The organism is Paenibacillus sp. Soil750 (genome assembly GCF_001428045.1).
Lineage (GTDB): Bacteria > Bacillota > Bacilli > Paenibacillales > NBRC-103111 > Paenibacillus_E > Paenibacillus_E allorhizoplanae.
Genome location: NZ_LMSD01000007.1, coordinates 145,850 through 167,215, shown reverse-complemented (window position 1 = coordinate 167,215; position 21,366 = coordinate 145,850). Strand labels below are relative to the sequence as shown.

The 21,366-nt window shown below is 44.1% G+C and carries 21 protein-coding genes and 1 other annotated feature; of the genes, 18 read left to right on the top strand and 3 right to left on the bottom strand.

Annotated features, from left to right (window positions below; all coding sequences use genetic code 11):
* The first annotated feature begins 15 nt into the window (after positions 1 to 15).
* The 15 genes from murA (at position 16) to ileS (ending at position 15,386) form a co-directional block, all read left to right on the top strand.
* Complete coding sequence (gene murA, locus ASL11_RS08965; protein ID WP_056612651.1) at positions 16 to 1,284, top strand: UDP-N-acetylglucosamine 1-carboxyvinyltransferase; 1,269 nt, start codon at positions 16 to 18, stop codon at positions 1,282 to 1,284.
* 96 nt (positions 1,285 to 1,380) lie between these two features.
* Entirely contained in the window at positions 1,381 to 2,217 is an 837-nt protein-coding gene (locus tag ASL11_RS08960; RefSeq protein WP_056612649.1) for a cell division protein FtsQ/DivIB, read from the top strand.
* A gap of 299 nt (positions 2,218 to 2,516) precedes the next feature.
* Positions 2,517 to 3,761: a cell division protein FtsA gene (gene ftsA / locus ASL11_RS08955; RefSeq protein ID WP_056612647.1), complete on the top strand. Its 1,245-nt coding sequence runs from the start codon at positions 2,517 to 2,519 to the stop codon at positions 3,759 to 3,761.
* Between the two features lie 30 nt (positions 3,762 to 3,791).
* Positions 3,792 to 4,916, top strand: coding sequence for a cell division protein FtsZ (gene ftsZ, locus ASL11_RS08950; RefSeq protein WP_056612645.1), 1,125 nt, complete (start codon positions 3,792 to 3,794; stop codon positions 4,914 to 4,916).
* A gap of 233 nt (positions 4,917 to 5,149) precedes the next feature.
* Positions 5,150 to 6,076, top strand: a complete 927-nt coding sequence (spoIIGA, locus tag ASL11_RS08945; protein WP_056612643.1) for a sigma-E processing peptidase SpoIIGA — start codon at positions 5,150 to 5,152, stop codon at positions 6,074 to 6,076.
* Between the two features lie 148 nt (positions 6,077 to 6,224).
* Positions 6,225 to 6,947, top strand: a complete 723-nt coding sequence (gene sigE / locus ASL11_RS08940) for an RNA polymerase sporulation sigma factor SigE (RefSeq protein WP_056612642.1) — start codon at positions 6,225 to 6,227, stop codon at positions 6,945 to 6,947.
* Between the two features lie 160 nt (positions 6,948 to 7,107).
* Positions 7,108 to 7,890, top strand: a complete 783-nt coding sequence (gene sigG, locus ASL11_RS08935) for an RNA polymerase sporulation sigma factor SigG (protein WP_056612640.1) — start codon at positions 7,108 to 7,110, stop codon at positions 7,888 to 7,890.
* 142 nt (positions 7,891 to 8,032) lie between these two features.
* Positions 8,033 to 8,332 carry a YlmC/YmxH family sporulation protein gene (locus ASL11_RS08930; RefSeq protein ID WP_056612638.1) on the top strand — a complete coding sequence of 100 codons (300 nt, stop codon included), beginning with the start codon at positions 8,033 to 8,035 and terminating at the stop codon, positions 8,330 to 8,332.
* Positions 8,333 to 8,444: 112 nt separating this feature from the next.
* Positions 8,445 to 9,302, top strand: coding sequence for a peptidoglycan editing factor PgeF (gene pgeF / locus ASL11_RS08925; RefSeq protein WP_056612637.1), 858 nt, complete (start codon positions 8,445 to 8,447; stop codon positions 9,300 to 9,302).
* 39 nt (positions 9,303 to 9,341) lie between these two features.
* Positions 9,342 to 10,028 carry a YggS family pyridoxal phosphate-dependent enzyme gene (locus ASL11_RS08920; RefSeq protein ID WP_056612635.1) on the top strand — a complete coding sequence of 229 codons (687 nt, stop codon included), beginning with the start codon at positions 9,342 to 9,344 and terminating at the stop codon, positions 10,026 to 10,028.
* 53 nt (positions 10,029 to 10,081) lie between these two features.
* Positions 10,082 to 10,504 (top strand): cell division protein SepF, encoded by a 423-nt coding sequence (locus ASL11_RS08915; protein WP_056612633.1) that lies wholly within the window; start codon positions 10,082 to 10,084, stop codon positions 10,502 to 10,504.
* Positions 10,505 to 10,544: 40 nt separating this feature from the next.
* A complete protein-coding gene (locus tag ASL11_RS08910) occupies positions 10,545 to 10,817 on the top strand; it encodes a YggT family protein (protein ID WP_157256863.1) in 273 nt (90 codons plus the stop codon).
* Positions 10,818 to 10,819: 2 nt separating this feature from the next.
* On the top strand, positions 10,820 to 11,602 hold the full coding sequence (locus ASL11_RS08905) for a YlmH family RNA-binding protein (protein ID WP_056612631.1): 783 nt from the start codon (positions 10,820 to 10,822) through the stop codon (positions 11,600 to 11,602).
* Positions 11,603 to 11,753: 151 nt separating this feature from the next.
* Positions 11,754 to 12,233 (top strand): DivIVA domain-containing protein, encoded by a 480-nt coding sequence (locus tag ASL11_RS08900; protein ID WP_056612630.1) that lies wholly within the window; start codon positions 11,754 to 11,756, stop codon positions 12,231 to 12,233.
* Positions 12,234 to 12,304: 71 nt separating this feature from the next.
* Positions 12,305 to 12,553: a binding site (T-box leader), on the top strand.
* Positions 12,554 to 12,617: 64 nt separating this feature from the next.
* Positions 12,618 to 15,386 carry an isoleucine--tRNA ligase gene (ileS, locus tag ASL11_RS08895; protein ID WP_056612628.1) on the top strand — a complete coding sequence of 923 codons (2,769 nt, stop codon included), beginning with the start codon at positions 12,618 to 12,620 and terminating at the stop codon, positions 15,384 to 15,386.
* A 71-nt stretch (positions 15,387 to 15,457) separates the two neighbouring features.
* Here ileS and ASL11_RS08890 read toward each other — a convergent pair whose 3' ends face one another.
* Positions 15,458 to 16,195: a molecular chaperone DnaK gene (locus tag ASL11_RS08890; RefSeq protein ID WP_056612626.1), complete on the bottom strand. Its 738-nt coding sequence runs from the start codon at positions 16,193 to 16,195 to the stop codon at positions 15,458 to 15,460.
* A gap of 139 nt (positions 16,196 to 16,334) precedes the next feature.
* Here ASL11_RS08890 and lspA point away from each other — a divergent pair, with 139 nt between their 5' ends.
* Genes lspA through ASL11_RS08875 form a run of 3 tightly spaced genes read left to right on the top strand, consistent with a single transcriptional unit; the run spans position 16,335 to position 18,967 of the window.
* Positions 16,335 to 16,853 carry a signal peptidase II gene (lspA, locus tag ASL11_RS08885; protein WP_056612699.1) on the top strand — a complete coding sequence of 173 codons (519 nt, stop codon included), beginning with the start codon at positions 16,335 to 16,337 and terminating at the stop codon, positions 16,851 to 16,853.
* Positions 16,828 to 17,778: an RluA family pseudouridine synthase gene (locus ASL11_RS08880; protein WP_056612624.1), complete on the top strand. Its 951-nt coding sequence runs from the start codon at positions 16,828 to 16,830 to the stop codon at positions 17,776 to 17,778. Before lspA ends, ASL11_RS08880 begins: the two co-directional genes overlap by 26 nt.
* A 34-nt stretch (positions 17,779 to 17,812) precedes the next feature.
* Entirely contained in the window at positions 17,813 to 18,967 is a 1,155-nt protein-coding gene (locus ASL11_RS08875; protein WP_056612697.1) for an aminotransferase A, read from the top strand.
* A gap of 482 nt (positions 18,968 to 19,449) precedes the next feature.
* On the opposite strand, the gene ASL11_RS08870 is transcribed toward ASL11_RS08875, so the two are convergent.
* Positions 19,450 to 20,571: an N-acetyldiaminopimelate deacetylase gene (locus ASL11_RS08870; protein ID WP_056612622.1), complete on the bottom strand. Its 1,122-nt coding sequence runs from the start codon at positions 20,569 to 20,571 to the stop codon at positions 19,450 to 19,452.
* A gap of 27 nt (positions 20,572 to 20,598) precedes the next feature.
* Positions 20,599 to 21,309 carry a 2,3,4,5-tetrahydropyridine-2,6-dicarboxylate N-acetyltransferase gene (gene dapD / locus ASL11_RS08865; protein ID WP_056612620.1) on the bottom strand — a complete coding sequence of 237 codons (711 nt, stop codon included), beginning with the start codon at positions 21,307 to 21,309 and terminating at the stop codon, positions 20,599 to 20,601.
* Between the last annotated feature and the right edge of the window lie 57 nt (positions 21,310 to 21,366).

Sequence of the window (21,366 nt, the reverse complement as noted above, 5' to 3'; positions counted from 1 at the left end):
ATCGGAGGTGGAATTTTGGAGAAGCTCGTTATCGAAGGTGGAAGACCCCTTACGGGAGCCATCCAGATACACGGCGCTAAAAACGCCGCATTACCCATATTAGCTGCATGCTTACTTGCAAGTGGTACGCATACTTTACAGAATGTTCCTAATCTGCTCGACATCGACACCATGCTTCGTATTCTTCGTTCACTTGGTTGTCGAGCCGAGCAGCAAGGAGATACAGTAACCATTACAACATCCACAGTTCATTCCTCCCACATCCCCGAAGAATTGATGGGTCAGATGCGTTCTTCCATCTTTCTCATGGGTCCGCTACTCGCTAGATTCGGCAGTGTCACCGTATATCAACCTGGTGGCTGTGCGATCGGTGAACGTAAAATTGATTTGCACCTCAAAGGTTTGCAGGCTCTTGGAGCCGAGATTGAAGAATTTTCCAATAAAATTGTCTGTACGGCCGAAACATTACAAGGTAATGAGATTTTCTTGGACTTTCCAAGCGTCGGGGCGACCGAGAATATCATGATGGCCGCGGTGAGAGCGGAAGGAACGACAACGATTTATAATGCTGCACGCGAGCCAGAGATACAGGATTTGCAAAATTTCTTGAATGCGATGGGCGCAGATATTATTGGGGCAGGAACGGATACAATCACGATTCGTGGCGTTACTACGTTGTCTCCTTGCACATATCGGATTATTCCAGATCGTATTGTTGCAGGTACCTTTCTAGTTGCTGCAGCGGCTACTAGAGGTAATATTACTTTGGAAAGAGTAAACCCTGCTCATTTAACCTCGGTTATCCATGTGCTTAAGCGTGCAGGTGTTCAAATCATCGCAGACGGTGATATAATACATGTAAGCTGCAAGGCAAGACCCAAAGCAGTTGAACGTATCGTGACGTCGCCTCATCCTTCTTTCCCAACGGATTTACAATCTCAAGTCATGGTACTTTTATCTCTAGCAGATGGACTAAGTGTGATGAAAGAGACGATATTTGAAGGTAGATTTAAGCACGTGGATGAATTGTCTCGGATGGGGGCAGATATTCGCGTAGATATGAGTTCAGCCTTTATCCGTGGCGTGCCAAGGTTGTATGGAGCCACTGTTGAAGCAACTGATTTGCGGGCTGGTGCTGCTCTTGTAATCGCCGGTCTAGCTGCGCATGGCACAACGATCGTTGAGCAAATTCATCACATCGATAGAGGATATGATAGGATCGAACATATGCTAGTCAGACTTGGGGCTTCTGTGCGTCGACAAGCTCCGGTTCCCAGTGAGTAATAGCTTGTGTGGCTATCGCGTATCCCTTCCTGCAAACAGGAGGGGATTCACGATATTCACTTTCATTGTAATAAATATAATTAGGTGGTGCCCCTCTTGTCCGAAGATAACAAAGTACCAACGCTGCCTGTACCTAAGCCGCGTACACGTACGAATCGGAAGCTGCTCTCTTTTTTGATCATTTTTTTCCTAACTGTTCTAGTCATTTTGTTCTTTCAATCTTCACTAAGTCGGATCAGTCGGATTGATGTTGAGGGAAATGTGCTATTAGCCTCGGATTCAATTGGACAAGCTAGTCAAGTTGCAGTAGGAGATCGTTTTTTTGCAGTGAGCTCTAAGACGATTGGACAGCGGATCTCGAAGATGCCTATGATCAAGAGCGCTGCCGTGAAGAAGATGTTCCCAGGAGTTATTCACATTCAAGTCGAAGAATTCCCTAAAGTAGCATTCCAAATTGATCCTAACGGTAAAAAGCAAGCTGTGCTCGCAGATGGCAACGTTATTGAACTGCCAGCTGGTAGCGTTATCCCGCTCGACATGCCAATCTTAACGGGTTGGACCGATACGGATCCGAATAAAGCGGCGCTTTGTAAAATACTAGGGGAAATCCCTCAGAGTGCTTTGTCAGACGTGTCAGAGATTAAGCCGGATCCTTCGGAATCGTACCCTGACAAAATAAAGATTTATACACGCTCACAATTCGAAATCCATACAACCATTTCCTATCTGCCTGATAGAATAGATAACCTGCCTGGTTATATTGCCGGTTTAGCAGAGGATCACATTTCGAATGGCGTCATCACAATGCTCGAAGTCGAATATCACACACCATTTGCAACAAGCGGGGATTCCAAGACAGATAACAAAACAGATTCCAAAACGGAACCTAAGACCACCCCGAAACCTACGCCGAAAACAACACCAAAGCCTTAACAACCGTCATAGTGCGGAGAAACTAACAAAAATTCGTAGCAGAGACTACTCAATCTCTGAAAAAAATGTTAAAATTAGTTTTATGGTTAAATAGGCTCTATCTGCATACTCTATTTTTTCTTGTATTTACTAGACGAAATTGTTTGCATTTTACAACATTGAAAAGAGAAATTGAAGTTGGTTTTCAAATGCAAAAAAAATGTAGAAAAAAGAGGGAATATGGCGGTTGTGTGGAATACGTATAAAAGCATTTGTGAAGATTTTGCAATTTTACCTAAGTTACAGGAGGTGCCAGGGGCTTGAGCAACAATGATATCATTGTTAGTTTAGACATCGGTACATCCAAAGTTCGAGCTATTATTGGGGAAGTTGTTAACGGAACCATTAATATAATAGGAGTGGGATCTGCCGAGTCAGAGGGTATTCGTAAAGGCGCAATCGTTGACATTGATCAAACTGTACATTCAATTCGAAGTGCCATTGATCATGCTGAACGAATGGTCGGTATACAAATTTCCGAGGTTTACGTTGGAATTTCAGGAAATCATATTTCTCTTCAATCAAGTCACGGCGTAGTTGCTGTTTCAAATGAGGACCGAGAAATCGGAGAAGAAGATATTGATCGCGTCATTCAAGCGGCAAGGGTCATCGCATTACCTCCCGAACGTGAAATAGTTGGAGTTGTACCTAAGCAATATTTGGTTGATGGACAAGAAGGTATTAATGATCCACGCGGTATGATCGGTGTTCGTTTAGAAGTAGAAGCGACGATTATTACTGGAGCGAAAACGGGCATACATAATTTAATGCGTGTTGTGGAAAAATCCGAATTGAAGGTTGCAGGACTTATTTTAATGTCGCTCGCATCCGGTAATTTGGCACTTTCCAAAGATGAGAAGGCTGTAGGGACCGTATTAGTTGATATCGGAGCTGGCGCAACGACAATTGCTGTCTTCGACGAGGGTAATTTAGTTGCAACGTCAACGATTCAGATTGGCGGAGAATTTATCAGCAATGATATTTCTATTGGCTTACATACGCAGCTGGAAATTGCTGAGAAGATCAAATTGAAATATGGCTGTGCATCCGTAGAAGATTCCGCGCCTGATCAAGTGTTTAAAGTGACGAGAATGGGCAGCAATGTTGAAAAAGAGTTCTCTCAGGTTGATCTTGCAAATATCATTGAGCCTCGTGTCGAAGAGATTTTTCAATTAATTCGTGCCGAAGTTCATCGTTTGGGATTTGGAAATCTTGCAGGTGGTTATGTACTAACTGGTGGAACAGTTTGTATCCCAGGTATTCTGGCGATTGCACAATCCGAACTGGCTACATCTGTACGTATTGCAGTGCCTGATTTCATTGGGGTACGTGATCCTTCCTACACAAGTGGTGTTGGTATTATTCAATTCGTCTCCAAATACATGAAGAATCGTAATTCAGGCATCACCAAAAAACTGGCTGTTAAGACTACCAAAAAATCCTCCGATAGTCAAAAGCCAGGATGGGTTGATCGAGTTAAAAATTTCTTCAGTGAATTTATTTAGTGAACGTTAAGTTAGGGGGATATGGCTCATATGTTTGAATTTGATATGGATTTAGACCAATTGGCTCAAATTAAAGTCATTGGTGTTGGTGGCGGCGGTAGCAATGCAGTTAATCGCATGATTGAAAACGGTGTTAAAGGTGTAGAATTTATTACCGTAAACACGGATGCACAGGCGCTTCATTTGGCCAAGTCCGTTCATAAATTGCAAATTGGCGATAAATTGACCCGCGGTCTTGGTGCAGGTGCAAATCCTGAAGTCGGGAAGAAAGCAGCAGAAGAGTCAAGGGAGACGATTCTGAATACGCTTCGCGGCGCAGATATGGTGTTCGTAACGGCAGGTATGGGCGGCGGTACAGGTACAGGAGCTGCTCCAGTCATTGCGGAAATCGCAAAAGAAGTTGGTGCACTTACAGTTGGTGTAGTGACGCGACCGTTTACTTTTGAAGGACGTAAGCGTTCCTTACAAGCAGAGCAAGGGATTGCTGCATTGAAAGAGAAAGTAGATACACTTATTATTATCCCGAACGATCGTCTACTTGAGATTGTTGACAAAAAGACTCCGATGCTTGAAGCATTCCGCGAAGCGGATAATGTTCTTCGCCAAGGTGTTCAAGGGATCTCTGATTTGATCGCAGTACCTGGACTTATCAATTTGGACTTTGCAGATGTCAAAACGATTATGACTGAACGCGGTTCCGCCCTTATGGGGATCGGGGTAGCTACAGGTGAGAATCGTGCGGCAGAAGCGGCGAAAAAAGCGATCTCTAGTCCTTTGTTGGAAACATCCATCGAAGGCGCACGTGGTGTTTTGATGAATATCACAGGCGGTATGAACCTTAGCTTGTACGAAGTGAATGAAGCTGCTGATATAGTGGCATCCGCTTCTGACATTGAGGTAAATATGATTTTCGGTGCTGTTATCGATGAAAAGTTAAAAGATGAGATCTTAGTTACCGTTATTGCAACTGGTTTCGAGCATAAAGCGGCTCCGATTCATCAGTCTATCAAACGTCCGGTTTCACCAGGACAACCAGAGACGGCAGCACCTGACAACCGCTTAAATAATCTTAAACCATTTGGCGCACAGCCTTCTAATGATCAATTAGATATTCCGACTTTCTTACGAAATCGCGGACGCAATACTGACAAATAATTACATAATAATTGTCTAGAGACCGAAGCCCTACTTGATGTAGAAGCTTCGGTTTTTTGTTGTTCTGTAAGCTTTTCTCCTGTGGACGAGACCGCGCTAACTGACAAAAAAAGTAGCTTCCTACTAGCATGTTTAGACAGACTTTGAACTTGGAATCCAATATACTGATTTAGAACCTTAAAGTTTCGTCACGAAATTGCTAGATAGTGCCCTTCTTGGAGGTGAGGCATGGCATGGTCGTCTATGCGGATCTCATTTTCCTGTTGAACTTTCTGGTGGATGCAGCCTTACTATTGGTCACTGCAAAAACGCGGAAAATAGCGTTCAAATGGTGGAGAATTGCACTTTCTGCAGCATTAGGGGCTTCGTATGTCGTTATGATGTTTTTACCAGTTCCAACCTTGCTTTTTACATTTTCTGTGAAATGTATGTTTTGTACAGGTATGATTATAACCGCTTTTGGTTACGGTTCCTTACAAAATTTATTACGGAATATGGGAACTTTTTTACTCATCAATTTTGCTGTTGCTGGTGGGATGTTCGGCATCCATTATGTGCTTGCCTCTTCCTCGGATGTTATGAAGGGTATCGTATTTACACAATCTGGTGTCGCAGTATTCCAATTTCAAATCGGCAGTATCTTGTTTGTGGTCCTATTGCTGCTTCCTCTCCTCTGGTGGTTTAGAACCGTGTTTCAAAGTAGTAAGCAGCGTGAGGTTATGACGACCTATTTGGCAGAGGTCACGATTCACGTTGGGGATTTTAGTGCTACCTGTAAAGGTTTGATCGATACGGGTAACCAACTATATGATCCTTTGACGCGAACACCAGTTATGGTAATGGAAGTATCGGAATGGGGAGATGTTCTACCCGAGCTATGGCTGCAAAGGATACGCTCATCCGATGTGGATCAAATCATCAGCGGCTTAGGGGTAGAGGAGGAGTTTATTTGGCAGGACCGTTTGCGACTCGTACCTTACCGTGGGGTCAACCGGAATACGCAATTCATGCTAGCGATTAAACCCGATAAGGTGGTGATTATTCATAATGAATCGCAATTGGAGGCAACGAAGGTGCTTATAGGCCTCGACGGAGGAAAGCTGTGCAGCGATGGTTCCTACCAAGCCATTATCCATCCTGCATTGATTCAGGCTGGTTAATGTTTCGAGAAGAGTGGCTAGTCCATTTTCATGAGAGGTTCAACGGGAGTTCACGGTTCATTCTTACAAAGTCAGTTTTCCATTGGAAAACGCAGCTTAGCTTACGATGAAAGTTTTGCTATGGCAAAACTCTTAGGAGGAAACTAACATGTTCTTGAAGTGGAAACTGCTTGTTCAACTAACCTATTATCGCATTTTGATGCTGCTAGGACTTAAAGGTGAGGAAATCTATTACATAGGTGGTAGTGAAGCATTGCCACCACCGCTAACTCGTGAAGAAGAAGAATACTTATTGGAAAAATTACCATCCGGGGATGCAGCTATTCGAGCTATGTTGATTGAACGCAACCTGAGATTGGTTGTCTATATAGCGAGAAAATTCGAAAATACGGGCATTAACATTGAGGATTTAGTTTCGATTGGAGCGATTGGTCTTATCAAAGCCGTAAATACATTTGACCCCGAGAAGAAAATTAAACTGGCAACCTACGCATCACGCTGTATCGAGAATGAAATTCTGATGTATTTGCGCAGAAATAGTAAAATTCGAACAGAAGTATCGTTTGATGAACCCTTGAATATTGATTGGGATGGTAATGAGCTTCTATTGTCCGATGTACTAGGCACAGAGAATGATACCATTTACCGCAATATCGAAGAACAAGTTGATCGGAAGCTTTTGCATAAGGCGCTTGATAAGCTTAGTGAACGTGAGCGTATTATTATGGAGCTGCGGTTCGGGTTGCAGGATGGGGAAGAAAAGACGCAGAAAGACGTTGCAGATCTGTTAGGCATTTCGCAATCTTATATCTCCAGATTGGAAAAACGGATTATTAAGCGGCTTCGCAAAGAGTTTAACAAGATGGTCTGAAATTTTTTTTTGGCAGTAAATGTCGAAATTGTTCAGGTGTCACGGGAGGGAGCGAGTCAGTACCCTTTTGTCAAGTGGCTGAGTAAGGGATAGGGCAGGAATAAATCGACCGCTCACGGGGATAATTAACAGTAATGTTTCTCCTTGGGAGGTAATCACGGTGACCCGAAATAAAGTTGAGATATGTGGAGTTGACACCGCTAAACTGCCTGTGCTAACCAATGCAGAGATGCGTGAGTTGTTCACTGACCTGCAAACAAAACAAGAACGAACTGCAAGAGAGAAATTGGTCAATGGCAATTTAAGGTTGGTACTGAGTGTGATTCAACGGTTCAACAATCGTGGAGAGTATGTGGACGATCTCTTCCAAGTTGGCTGTATTGGTTTGATGAAAGCCATTGATAACTTTGATTTAAGTCAAAATGTCAAATTCTCGACCTATGCTGTACCGATGATTATAGGTGAGATACGCCGCTACTTACGAGATAATAACCCGATTCGCGTTTCTCGTTCCTTGAGAGATATTGCTTACAAAGCATTGCAAGTTAGAGACAGTCTAACGAATCAAAACTCACGCGAGCCATCTATTTATGAAATTTCTGAAGCCTTGAATGTACCCAAAGAAGATGTCGTGTTCGCGCTTGATGCTATTCAAGATCCAGTATCCTTATTTGAGCCCATTTATCATGATGGAGGCGATCCGATCTATGTGATGGATCAAATAAGCGATGAGCGCAATAAAGACATGTCATGGATCGAGGGTATCGCATTGCGCGAAGCGATGCATAAGTTGAATGCTAGAGAGAAGATGATCCTATCTATGCGCTTCTTTGAAGGGAAGACCCAAATGGAAGTGGCAGATGAGATTGGCATTTCTCAAGCACAAGTTTCAAGGCTAGAGAAATCGGCTATTTGTCAGATGCAGAAACATGTGAAATCCTAAGTGCAATTAACAAAGACTGGAACGGCCTTGGTAGACAAGCCGTGAAGGTCTTTTTTTGTTTGACAGGACATTTTGCCCATAAGACACATATACTAATAAAAAATCAGTACAAATTCTAATGAGATATGTGGTGATAGGCCTCATGAAAATATCTGATTTCCAGACGAAGGACGTAATTAATATTGTGGACGGCAAAAAGCTTGGTCAAATCAGTGATTTGGAGCTTGACCTGCGCCAAGGACGAATCGAATCCATTGTTGTTCCGAATCAGAGTCGTTTTTTTGGATTGTTTGGAACAGGAACCGATGTTATCATTCCTTGGAAGCATATCGTAAAAATTGGTGCTGACGTTGTGCTCGTGAAGCTAGAAGACGTACGGCCATATCGACAAACGGACGACACTGAAGTGGTATATGAGTTTAATCGTCAATTTAAAAATTGACGTTGGACACACGGGGACGCTGTATCAGCACTATAGCAGCTGATCAGACATCGTGTGTCTTTTTATTTTGTGCTAAAGTAGAGATAAACAAAAAGGGTTGGAGGGATTTACATTGGAACCATTTGTCATACAACCATCCTTACATTCAAAAGAGGATCATCCGGTCCTTTTACCTATAGCTCCGTGGATGTCATTATTCCCTGAGATTACTGCTGGCTTTAGCTCTCGTTTAGGTGGAGTGAGTCAAGCCCCCTTTTCAACATTAAATCTTGGTTTACACGTGAATGATAACAAGGACGATGTTGTGCGTAATCGAGAGCGCGTTGCAGACGCAATAGGGCAGCCATTTACATCTTATACATACGCGGAGCAGGTACATGGGAAAGACATTGCTATCGTTAGTCTGAACGAGCAGGGAATGGGGCGTGATAGCAGAGAAACAGCTCTTCAAGCGAAGGATGGATTTATATCAAAGGAGAAAGGTATCGTACTCTGTGCGCAATTTGCGGATTGTGTACCGCTTTTTTTCTATGATCCCGTTCAGCGTGTAGTAGGTCTTGCCCATGCAGGTTGGAAAGGTACTGTGTTAAACATTTCCATGGCTACAATATCCTTAATGACACATACTTTTGGTAGTCAGCCATCTGATATCCGAGCAGCAATAGGACCCTCAATTGGTGCGTGTTGCTATGAGGTTGATCAGATGGTAGCATCACGCGTTAGATTGGTTTTTGAGGAAGTACAGATATTGCCTAAGGAACAAGAAGCTATTATCACCGATAAAGGCAACGGGAAGTACATGTTGAATTTGCAATTATTAAATCAAAAATTGATCGAGCAAGCAGGAATTTTGTCGTCCCATATCGAAGTAACTCAGTTATGTACGAGTTGTCGAACTGATCTCTTCTTTTCGCATCGAAAGGAAGGGGGTTCCACAGGGCGAATGATCGCTTGGATCGGTCTTCGTTGAAAGGAACGGGCAACGTGTTTGAATTGAGGTGTAGAGAGAATGAGCGTATTGGAACGCAAACAAGAGGTTGAAGCTCGGATAGCAACTGTATGTCGGGAGTCAGGTCGTCAAGAAAATGACATTAAGATCATCGCAGTAACCAAATATGTATCTTTAGAAACGACAGAACAAGTATTGAACATCGGTCTACAACATATTGGAGAGAATCGTTGGCAAGATGTAAAACCGAAGTGGGAAGCTCTGCATGAGCGTGGTACATGGCATTTTCTAGGGCATTTGCAGACGAATAAGGTGAAGGATGTCATTGGCAAATTTGCTTATATTCATTCGCTTGATCGGATGTCGCTTGCGAAAGAGTTGGACAAGCAAGCAGCTAGTTTGGGAATAGAAGTCAATTGTTTCTTGCAAGTGAACATTTCAGGTGAAGAAACGAAATATGGCGTATCGCCTCAAGAATTCTTCCAATTTGCTGAGGAAGTAAGCAAGCTTGCTCATATTCGCGTATGCGGATTGATGACGATGGCTCCTTATGAGTTAGAGTCTGAAGAAACGAGACCTGTTTTTCGAGGATTACGTGAACTTCGGGATCAATTGAATGAACGTAGGTTGTTCCCTTATGAAGTGAAAGAGCTCTCTATGGGGATGTCAAGTGACTTCGACGTGGCCATTCAAGAAGGTGCAACTTGGGTTCGTTTGGGTACTGTATTAGTAGGCAAAGAGGGCTAAAGGGCATAGGAATTTGATTCCGATTGGTATGATTTCGATAGGAGGGAAGCGCTATGGGTGTATATAACCGATTTATGAACTTTCTGGGACTTCAGGAAGAGGAAGAAATTGTAGAGCGTGAACGGATTGTAGAAGCAACAGAAGAACCTGAAACCAATCCATACGAATTACGTAATAAAAATAAGGCGAATGTCGTCAGTATTCATTCACAGAAGAATTCACGCGTTGTCCTTAGTGAACCCCGCACTTATGAGGAAACACAGGACATTGCAGACCATCTACGTGCTCGTAGAGCGGTTGTCGTTAATTTGCAACGAGTTCGCGGCGATCAAGCGATCCGAATTGTAGATTTCTTGAGTGGTACGGTTTACGCATTGAATGGGTCTATCTCTAAGCTAGGACCGAATATTTTTCTCTGTACACCAGACTCAGTAGATATTCATGGTCATATCTCTGAGATGATGGGCGAGGAATAGACGCATATCCCCAAACACATAGACAGAGGTGGGAAACAACGTGGATAACGTTTACTCTTTTTTAAGCGTTTTGACAGAAATTTATTATTTCATGATTATTGGTTACTTGATCTTATCTTGGTTTCCAAACGCACGTGGCAGTTTTGTCGGTGGACTGCTCTCGAAGTTGGTTGAACCGTATCTGGCTCCATTCCGCAAAATCATACCAAGCATCGGTTTCATTGACCTCTCGCCAATCGTGGCGTTGATTGCATTGAAATTCGTCGTCATGGGTATCTTTGCTGTTCTTGATTTCATCGTGGGGATTTTCTAGTCTTGACGAAGGATATTTATGGGCATTTTCACCAAGACGAGCATCATTTTGTTGATAAAGCCTGGGATTGGGTTGAGCGAGCTGCCGAGCAGCATGCTGTGAAGTTAACCGATTTCCTCGATCCCAGACAGGCTTTCATTCTGAATTCACTCGTGAATCGACACCCGGATGTACATTGCCGACTTGATGGCGGCTATGAAACAGCAGAGCGTAAGCGTGCTATTATTGCTCCTGACTACCGCAGTTTGGATAGTGAAGACATGGCGATGGCTGTGTTAGCTGTCTCCTCAGGCGATGGTAAATTTCTTACGTTAGAACACGGAGATTACATGGGCGCCATTCTTGGACTCGGCATGAAGCGGGACAAGGTTGGGGATATTCATGTTATAGAGGGGGGCTGCCATTGCTTGGTAACGCAGGATGCAGCCGACTATTTGCATTTGAATTTGTCACAAGTACATAGAGTGCATGTCCAAACGGAATTGCTCTCTTTAGATAAGCTGGAAGTAGCGCAAGTGCAATTGGATGAGCTCCATCTATCTGTTGCCTCTATGCGAATGGACGGAATTGTAAGCGATGTATTCCGACTTAGCCGAGCCAAAGTTTTAATACCGATCCAAGCTGGTCGTTGTCGCGTGAACTGGAAGTTGGAAGAAGATCCAAGCAAGCCACTGAAAGAAGGCGATATGATCTCCTTGCAGGGTTTTGGTAGATTTAAAGTGCTTGAAGTGGAAGGCGTATCGAAAAAAGGTCGAATACGTGTGAAGATTGGCAAGTTTGCATGATCGTGGATAATTTATCCACGAACTTTGCAGGAATTGCTAATTTTCTGTCGAACTGAACTGTATAGACATGGGTGTAGGCTAGCTTTCAGACAAGCTCAGCTTATGCTTACGAAGTCAGTTTTGCTGCGCAAAACGCTAAGGAGGGGCACTGATGCCATTAACACCGTTAGATATACATAATAAGGAGTTTTCACGTTCGTTTCGTGGTTATGATGAGGATCAAGTGAATGAATTCCTAGATCAAGTCATCAAGGATTATGAAGCGCTTATTCGTGAGAATAAGGATTTGCAGAATCAATCGATGGCCTTGCAGGAGCGTTTGGATCATTTCACGCATATTGAAGAATCGTTGAGTAAAACGATCATTGTAGCGCAAGAGGCTGCGGATGAAGTCAGAAGCAATTCGAAGAAAGAAGCTCAGTTAATACTGAAAGAAGCGGAGAAAAATGCGGATCGAATTATTAATGAATCGTTGACGCGTTCACGCAAAGTAGCTCTTGAGATCGAAGAGCTCAAGAAACAAGCTTCGATTTATCGTACGCGCTTTCGGACTTTACTTGAAGCACAACTTGAATTATTAAACACAGAAGGCTGGCAAAGTATGCAGTTTGAAACTGCTGAAGAGAAGTAATAGGGCAAAGGGCAGTTCTCTCTTATTGACTATGCTTGCCAGATTGGGTATACTCCTGTTAAATGTATCGCAATAAAGCTATGACTGGAACGAGTAGGGCGTTTAAGAGCAGTGTCAGCGAATTAGGGTTTTGGTGTGAGCCTAATCTCTGCAGCGTACCGAATATCCCCCAGGAGCGTCTCTTGAAATGAGTAGGGAGAAACGGGTCATGCCGTTACACATGATCGAGTGAAGAAGCTCTGTTCGACTCGCCTTTAGGCGCGTGTTCATGATGCTTTTTAACGAGGGTGGTACCGCGAGTTGAGTTTCTCGTCCCTTTTGGGATGAGAGGCTTTTTTTGTTTTTTAGACTAGGATAGATTGAACCAGGAGTGGAGTGGTAAAAATGGATTATGGAAAAACATTAAACCTATTACAAACAGAATTCCCGATGAGAGGTAATTTGCCGCAGGCAGAGCCGAAAATGCAAGAGCATTGGGAAGCAGAAGACATTTATGCGAAGGTACAAGAAAGTCGTAAGGGTAGAACAAAGTTCATTTTACATGATGGGCCTCCCTATGCGAATGGAGATATTCACATCGGTCACGCACTGAACAAAGTGTTGAAGGATATTATCGTTCGTTTCAAAACACTGCAAGGCTTCGACGCGCCTTACGTACCAGGCTGGGATACACATGGCTTACCAATCGAGCAAGTGATTACAAATAGCGGGAAAGTCGATCGTAAGAAAATGACGGTTCCGGAGTTTCGTGAATATTGCAAAGAATACGCCTTGCAATCTGTTGAGAAGCAGAAGAGTCAATTCCAACGTCTAGGTATTCGTGGAGATTGGAAAAACCCGTATATCACACTGCAACCGGGCTACGAAGCACAACAAATTCGTGTGTTCGGTACGATGGTACAGAAGGGCTTTGTTTACAAAGGGTTGAAGCCTGTCTACTGGTCCCCATCCTCTGAGAGCGCCTTAGCTGAAGCAGAAATCGAGTACAAAGAGAAAACTTCAACATCCATTTACGTGGCGTTCCCAGTAAAGGACGGCAAAGGCAAGCTGCCTGAAGATGCAGCCATCGTCATCTGGACAACAACAGCATGGACATTACCTGCGAACTTAGGGATTTCAGTACACCCTGAATTCGAGTACGCAGTCGTTCAAGCGAATGGGAAGAAATATGTGCTGGCACAAGGACTTCTTGCAGCAGCGGCTAAGGAAATTGGCTGGAGCGAATACGAAGTATTATCGACGGTAAAAGGCAGTGAGTTGGAGTTTGTTACCTGCCAACATCCTTTTTACGATCGTGAATCCCTTGTTATGGTGGGCGAGCACGTGACGTTAGAAGCGGGTACAGGTTGTGTTCACACAGCTCCTGGACACGGGGAAGACGACTTTGCAATCGGTCAACGTTATAACATCGGCGTACTTTGTCCAGTGGACGATCAAGGACATTTTACGGCTGAAGCACCAGGTTATGAAGGTTTGTTCTATGAAAAAGGCGGAAAGCTGATCATTGAGCAGCTGAAGGAGTCAGGTTTATTGCTAAAAGCTGCTGACATTCAGCATCAATACGCACATGACTGGCGTACGAAGAAACCTGTTATTTATCGTGCAACAGAGCAATGGTTTGCGTCGATCGATAAGTTCAGACAAGAGATGCTGGATGAAATCAAGCAAGTGCAATGGACGCCAGAGTGGGGCGAAGTACGCCTTCACAACATGATTGCTGATCGTGGGGACTGGTGTATTTCAAGACAGCGGGCATGGGGCGTTCCGATTCCAATTTTCTATTGCCGCAGCTGTAATGAGCCACTTGTCAACGAGCAAACGATTGAACATGTTGCTCAGTTATTTGAGCAAGAAGGTTCGAATGCTTGGTTCATCAAGGATGAGAAGGATCTTCTTCCACACGGTACTAGCTGTACGAAATGTAGTCACGGTGAATTCCGCAAAGAAACGGACATTATGGACGTTTGGTTTGATTCCGGTTCCAGTCATGTTGCGGTTCTCGAGTCGCGTCCTGAACTTCAATGGCCTGCTGATCTGTATCTGGAAGGTTCAGACCAGTATCGCGGTTGGTTCAACTCTTCCCTGATCACTGGTGTGGCAACGAGAGAGAAGTCGCCTTATAAAGGTATTCTGAGTCATGGCTTTACACTAGATGGCGAAGGGCGCAAAATGTCCAAATCCATCGGTAACACGATTGATCCGAATGTGGTTTGCGGCAAATTAGGCGCTGATATTCTTCGTCTATGGGTTTCCTCCGTGGATTATCAGTCCGATCACCGGATTTCGGACAATATTTTGAACCAAACAACTGAGGTTTATCGTAAAATCCGTAACACCATGCGCTTCCTACTTGGGAATTTGAGTCAGTTCAATCCGGCTACAGACCGTGTTGTTTATACAAGTTTATCCGAACTTGATCGCTACGCGTTGATTCGTTTGAATCGAATGATCGAGAAAGTTATCAAAGCCTATGAAGCATATGAATTCCATGTTGTGTATCAAACGATTCATCACTTCTGTGCGGTCGAAATGAGTTCCTTCTATTTGGATATCATTAAGGATCGTCTGTATGCGAATGCGGCTGAGGATCCAGCGCGTAAAGCGTCTCAAACTGTGCTGTATGCGGCATTAACTGCGATTACGAAACTTATTGCACCGATTCTTCCTCATACTGCGGATGAAGTTTGGAAGTACATTCCAGGTGTGGATTTAAGCTCCGTACAACTTGCTGAATTACCGGAAGTTGATACGAGTGTATACAACGAACAATTGGAAAATAAATGGAATTCCTTCTTGGAAGTGCGTGATGATGTGCTGAAGGCGCTAGAAGAAGCGCGTAAGGAGAAAGTCATTGGCAATTCCTTAGGGGCAGCAGTGAATTTATATCCAAATGAAGCGATGTTTGCTTTGTTGACACAATTCGAGCAATTGGATCAGTTGTTTATCGTTTCCGCTGTTAACCTATACCCAGTTGGTACTCCTGTACCAGAAGGTGCACTTCAGTCCAAAGATGTTGCTATTGCCATCGCTGTTGCAGACGGTGAGAAATGTGAGCGTTGTTGGATAGTGACGCCAGAGGTTGGGCACAGTAAAGAGCATCCAACACTCTGTGTCAGATGTAATGATGTTGTGACTGCTCATTATCACGAGTAGAGGAACCAAACGAGCTTGCGCGAAATGCGAAGCTCGTTTGTCCTGTTTTTAATCAGGGTCAATTATTGTATTTATTCATCATCTAAATCGGCAGTTCTTTCAGGTTCAAGAAAAGGGTCGCCTTCATCGCTGTGCATATACTCGTTGTAAGCTTTACTTCGTACAATGGTAACATGTTCACCGTAGAGATCAGTGGCTACAAAGCTTTCGAATGACTCTACATAGCCTTCCAACTCGTCGGCTTCAATGTACATGTCATTGTAGCTTTCGACTTGGTTGCTTTCTGCGAAAGCGGGGGTATTTGAAGTTCCCCAGCTTTCAACGATTTGCCAGGCATCTTCGCCGTCAAATTCGGTTTCGTTGTTTTTCTCATCGAAGCTAGTTCGCCCGAATGGCGGGTAAAGAACCTGCTCTTCAACAGGGCGCCGGAACGATTGGTCGGGATCAGGGACATGTTCTATGCTGTATAAAGTTGTTGGAATGGCTTCTAGGCGTTCATACGGTATGGGTTGATGGCTAAAAACACAAATGCCATAATCGCCACTTTCCATACGTGCTAAAGCTTCATTGACTTGTTGTAAGTGCATCTCTGCGTGTTCATTAAGCGAAATATCTTTGGCTCGTTCAAAAACTTCGGACCCGATATCCCCGGGATGATTATCATACATGGAGAGCTCGCCTATGGAATCTGAGAATGAATTTGCGAGTCCAAATTGATCATTCGAAGCGAAGTGCTTTTCAAGTGCAACCTTTTCCTCCAACAGTTGTACATATAAGGATTGTAATTGCTCATCGGTTAAATGGCTCATAGGTCATACAGCTCCCTTCTAACAGCTCATTCATACCGTTTATGATGCCGATAGACCGCTTTTTTTAGTGAGGTAATTCCTTGAAAAAAAGGAATGTACAAGCTTTTCACAATGTAGGAGGTACTCTTAGATGAAATATTTGAAATATTACCTGTATGCACTTCTTGCATTCATTCTTGATCAAGTTACGAAATGGATCATTGTGAAAAAAGTTCCGCTTGGGGAAGAACGTCCTGTCATTGGTGATTTTTTTATGATTACATCCCATCGTAACCGTGGTGCGGCTTTCGGTATTTTACAAAATCAACGATGGTTTTTCATCATTGTAACTATTCTCGTGCTGTGCGGTATTATTTGGTACATGCAACGGACCATTCGTGAAGGCAAGGTGTTACTACCGTTCGCATTGTGTTTACTTTTTGGAGGAGCATTCGGCAATTTCGTTGACCGGGCCTTATTTGCAGAAGTAGTGGATTTCTTCCAGTTTACATTTGATTTTAACTTTTTCGGCAAAGAAGTCGATTATATCTTCCCTATTTTCAATGTAGCGGATTCTTGCATCGTTGTCGGGGTTATCCTGATCTTTATTGAGTCGATTCTAGCTTCACGAAAAGAGAAAAAAGGAGCAACACATGAACACAAACCAGACCTCACCTGAGTCCGTGACGCAAGAGACAATTGAATGGACAGTAGAAAATCAATATGCCAACGAACGGATTGATAAGTTTATTACAGAAGCGTTGGAAGAAGATATTTCTCGCACACTTGTCCAACAATGGGTCAAAGATGGTCACGTTAAGGTGAATGGGAAACAAGTAAAGCCCAATTATAAATTGTCCTTACAAGATGTGATTGCGCTAGTGATTCCAGAGCCTCAAGGTGTGGAGCTGCTGGCCGAAAACATTCCTCTAAATGTTGTGTACGAAGACAGCGATGTGATCGTCATTAATAAACAGCGTGGACTCGTAGTTCATCCTGCGCCGGGACATTACTCGGGTACCTTAGTAAATGCGTTAATGTACCACTGCAAGGACTTATCCGGCATTAATGGTGAGCTTCGGCCAGGTATTGTGCATCGAATTGACAAGGACACATCAGGCTTAATTATGTCTGCCAAAAATGATAAGGCTCACGCTAGCCTTGCAGAGCAATTGAAGGCACATACCGTCAACCGCAAGTACATTGCTTTGGTACACGGATATATTCAACATGATCAAGGGACGATCGATGCGCCGATTGGACGCGATTCTCATGATCGTAAGATGTATACCGTTACGGAGAAAAATAGTAAAACCGCGGTAACGCATTTCGTTGTTCTCGAACGATTTGGTGACTTTACTTTAGTAGAGTTAAAGCTGGAAACAGGTCGTACCCACCAAATCCGTGTACACATGAAATTCATTGGCCATCCGTTAGTTGGGGATCCGATGTATGGTAAGAGCAAAGGCATGTTGATGGACGGTCAAGCCTTACATGCGGCGATTCTGGGCTTTAAACATCCGCGAACAGGGGAATGGATGCAGTTTGAAGCGCCAATTCCACCTGATATGGAGAACCTAATATCAACGATACGGACAACATAGTTCTTGTTCAAGGGAGAGAGGAGAGCTAATAGTGTTGGAGCATTTGATTAACCCGCAAGTAAAAGATATTCAAATATCAGGTATTCGTAAAATTTCGAACCTAGTCAGTACGATTCCGGGAGCTTTGACCTTAACGATTGGGCAGCCTGATTTCCCTACGCCGCGGCATATCATCGAAGCGGGACAAAGAGCATTGGACCAAAATAAAACGGTCTATACGCAAAACCCTGGTTTAATCGAACTTAGAGAAGCTGTTTCTAACTTTGTGAAGGTTAAGTATGGCCAGGATTATCGCGCGGCTGATGAGATTATCGTCACAGCGGGTGCTAGTCAAGCGGTTGATATCACGTTGCGAACAATTTTGACACCAGGTGCTGAAGTTATCATTCCGGCTCCGATTTATCCTGGTTATGAGCCTTTAATTCACTTAGCTGGTGGCGTTCCTGTCTATGTGGATACAAGAGAGAATGGCTTAAAATTAACAGCTGAGCTATTGGAACCCTATCTAACAGAGAAAACACGCTGTGTCATTCTTTGTTATCCGTCTAACCCGACAGGTCAGGTGCTAACGGAGAAGGAAATTTCTGATTTGGCCGAATTATTGGCAGATCGGGAGCTATTTATTTTATCCGACGAAATCTATAGCGAGTTGGTATATGGCGTGCAACATCGTTCCATTGCGACAGTCGGTAAGTTGCGCGAAAAGACAATCGTCATTAATGGCTTGTCCAAATCTCATGCCATGACAGGCTGGCGTGTAGGGTTTACATTGGCTCCTGCGTACCTCACAGCGCACATGGTGAAGGTTCACCAGTATAACGTGACCTGCGCTAGCTCAGTAAGCCAGTATGCCGCCTTGGAGGCGTTGACGGTAGGGATTGACGATGCACTTCCGATGCGTGAAGCTTATGTAGCCCGACGGGATTATGTCTACGATCGTTTGAACGCAATGGGGATTGTGCTAGAAAAGCCGGATGGCGCGTTCTACTTGTTCCCGTCTATTGCAAATTTCGGCTTAGCCTCGCAAGAGTTTGCGATGAGGCTGCTGCATGAAGAGCATGTTGCAGTCGTACCGGGAGATGCCTTCACTTCTTATGGAGAAGGTTATATCCGGATTTCATATGCCTATGCACAGGATGTGCTGGAGCAATCGTTGGATCGACTTGAACGATTTGTAAGCAAGTTGTAGAAAGGAGCCATCGCTGGTACCAGCGGTGGTTTTATAATTATTTGAGGACCATTAGCTGCTGCCGTCTCCTAAGTGCAAACGGCACCAAACGGCACACACCCAGTGCCCCAACCCCCAAACCCAGACTGCCAACAAAATACAACGGATATACCTATGGCTATCCAATTACCCATCAATAAATGGAAAATATACAGTTAAATTCCTTGATTTAGACCAGGAATAAAGAGTAGATGGAAAACCTGCAGTTAATTTCAATGGTTGGGCTAGTTTAAAGTAAAATGAGCACAATTAGCTACATGAAATCCAGTTATTTGTGTTTTGGAAGATGTTTTGCCCAAATTAGCTGCATCAAATCCAGTTAATTACTCTAACTGCTACCAGTGGAGGAAAGTTGGAAGGTTGGGTTAGTTAGTATAATCATACATACACTACACAAAAAGCCTCCCAATCAACCCAGTGGTTGATCGAGAGGCTTTTTCATATTAGCTAGACTTATATCGCAGGTATGCCGTAATCGTATCGATAGCTACATCAATGGCACGCTCATCAGGATCAAGTTTGGCATTATGCAGGCCATGCGGTGTATCCACACCTAACCAGAACATAAAGCCAGGGATTTTCTCCAAAAAGTAACCAAAGTCTTCACCGGTCATGGCTTCTGTACACTCGAACAACGTAACGTTATCACGTCCACGAAGCCAATCCATGAATTCTACGGTTAATGCTGGATCGTTGTATACTTGGCGATAATTCGAGCCCCAGTCGATGTTGACTTGGCATTCAAAAGAAGCTTCAATGCCCGCGGCAACCGCTTCGATGCGCCCTTTGATCTTGTTCATGGAAGCAGCAGACAATGTGCGAATCGTACCCTCTAAGCGAGCCTTCTCCGCGATAATATTCTGCTTCGTTCCAGCTTCCATCTTGCCAATTGTGATCACGGCGGAATCCAGCGGATTTACGTTTCGGGATACGATGGTTTGAAGCTGCCCAACCATCTGCGTTGCCGCGATGATCATATCATTCGCTTGATGCGGGTAGGCCGCATGGCCGCCTTTTCCAAGCAAATCAATGAACAGCTCTGATGTATTGGCGAACAAGATTTCAGGTCTGACAGCAATTGTACCGACAGGGTACTCTGGCGCAATATGGAGCGCAACCATCTGATCTGGCATCCAATCTTGCAATTCCTCTGCAGCTAGCATCGGTAACGCGCCGCCGGGACCTTCTTCGGCTGGCTGGAACAACACGACAAGATCATCCTGCATAGGATTCTCTGTGAAGTGTGTCACAACGCCAATCCCGATAGACATGTGAAAATCATGCCCACACGCATGCATATAGCCTGGATGCTGAGAGGGGAAGGGGAGAGTGGTCTCTTCCGTAATAGGAAGCCCGTCCATATCGGCGCGATAGCCAAAGCGCTTGCTAGGGTTTAAGCCTTTGATATAAACTAGAATGCCCGTACGCCATGTACGGATCGTCAGACGATCCTGCGGCAGCTTGGCCAATTGCTCAAGAAGAAGTTGCTGTGTTTTGAACTCTTGAAATCCCGGCTCCGGGATTTGATGAAGCTGACGTCGCAGCTCTACAAAAGGGCTAAGCATAACGATTTCCTCCAGATCTAGTTCACCTTATAGGGTACGTAGGTCTGCTAGAATTTCGGTTTTGGATTTAGTTTTGTCGTCTACTTTCTTGATAACGCGAGCAGGTGCACCTGCAACCACTGTGTACTCTTCAACATCTTGTGTTACGATAGCGCCTGCTGCTACAACAGAACCTTTACCGATGCGTACGCCTTCTAGGATAACCGCGTTAGCGCCAACAAGAACGTCATCTTCGATCACACAAGGTTGAGCAGAAGGTGGCTCGATAACACCAGCTACAACAGCGCCAGCGCCAATGTGACACATTTTACCTACTTGTGCACGTCCGCCAAGAACAGCGTTCATGTCGATCATTGTGCCATCACCAACGGAAGCACCGATGTTGATAAGCGCGCCCATCATAATAATCGCGTTATCGCCGATATGTACTTTATCGCGAATAACTGCGCCTGGCTCGATGCGAGCATTGATGTGTTTCAAATCTAGCATAGGAATAGCAGAGTTACGACGATCGTTTTCAACTACGAAATCTACAACTTTATCTTTGTTAGCTTCTAGAATAGGTTGAAGCACGCTCCACTCGCCGAAAACGACTCCGCTCCCGCCAGTGATAAAGGATTGGCTGCCTTCGCCGAATTCAAGACCATCAAGGTTTCCTTTTACATATACTTTCACCGGAGTTTTCTTTTTGCTTTCTTTAATAAACTGGATAATTTCTAGGGTATTCATTTCAGACATGGTGACATCTCCTTCAAATTTATGATTGACTCTCCTATATTAGCAGAAAGGAGGCGT

Excerpts from the sequence above, each read along its gene's own strand:
- ASL11_RS08920 (WP_056612635.1), top strand. The coding sequence starts at position 9,342 with ATGAGCGTATTGGAACGCAAACAAGAGGTTGAAGCTCGGATAGCAACT.
- dapD (WP_056612620.1), bottom strand. The coding sequence starts at position 21,309 with ATGTCTGAAATGAATACCCTAGAAATTATCCAGTTTATTAAAGAAAGC.
- ftsZ (WP_056612645.1), top strand. The coding sequence starts at position 3,792 with ATGTTTGAATTTGATATGGATTTAGACCAATTGGCTCAAATTAAAGTC.
- ileS (WP_056612628.1), top strand. The coding sequence starts at position 12,618 with ATGGATTATGGAAAAACATTAAACCTATTACAAACAGAATTCCCGATG.
- spoIIGA (WP_056612643.1), top strand. The coding sequence starts at position 5,150 with ATGGTCGTCTATGCGGATCTCATTTTCCTGTTGAACTTTCTGGTGGAT.
- ASL11_RS08870 (WP_056612622.1), bottom strand. The coding sequence starts at position 20,571 with ATGCTTAGCCCTTTTGTAGAGCTGCGACGTCAGCTTCATCAAATCCCG.
- sigE (WP_056612642.1), top strand. The coding sequence starts at position 6,225 with ATGTTCTTGAAGTGGAAACTGCTTGTTCAACTAACCTATTATCGCATT.
- ASL11_RS08900 (WP_056612630.1), top strand. The coding sequence starts at position 11,754 with ATGCCATTAACACCGTTAGATATACATAATAAGGAGTTTTCACGTTCG.
- ASL11_RS08930 (WP_056612638.1), top strand. The coding sequence starts at position 8,033 with ATGAAAATATCTGATTTCCAGACGAAGGACGTAATTAATATTGTGGAC.
- ASL11_RS08880 (WP_056612624.1), top strand. The coding sequence starts at position 16,828 with ATGAACACAAACCAGACCTCACCTGAGTCCGTGACGCAAGAGACAATT.
- ASL11_RS08915 (WP_056612633.1), top strand. The coding sequence starts at position 10,082 with ATGGGTGTATATAACCGATTTATGAACTTTCTGGGACTTCAGGAAGAG.
- ASL11_RS08890 (WP_056612626.1), bottom strand. The coding sequence starts at position 16,195 with ATGAGCCATTTAACCGATGAGCAATTACAATCCTTATATGTACAACTG.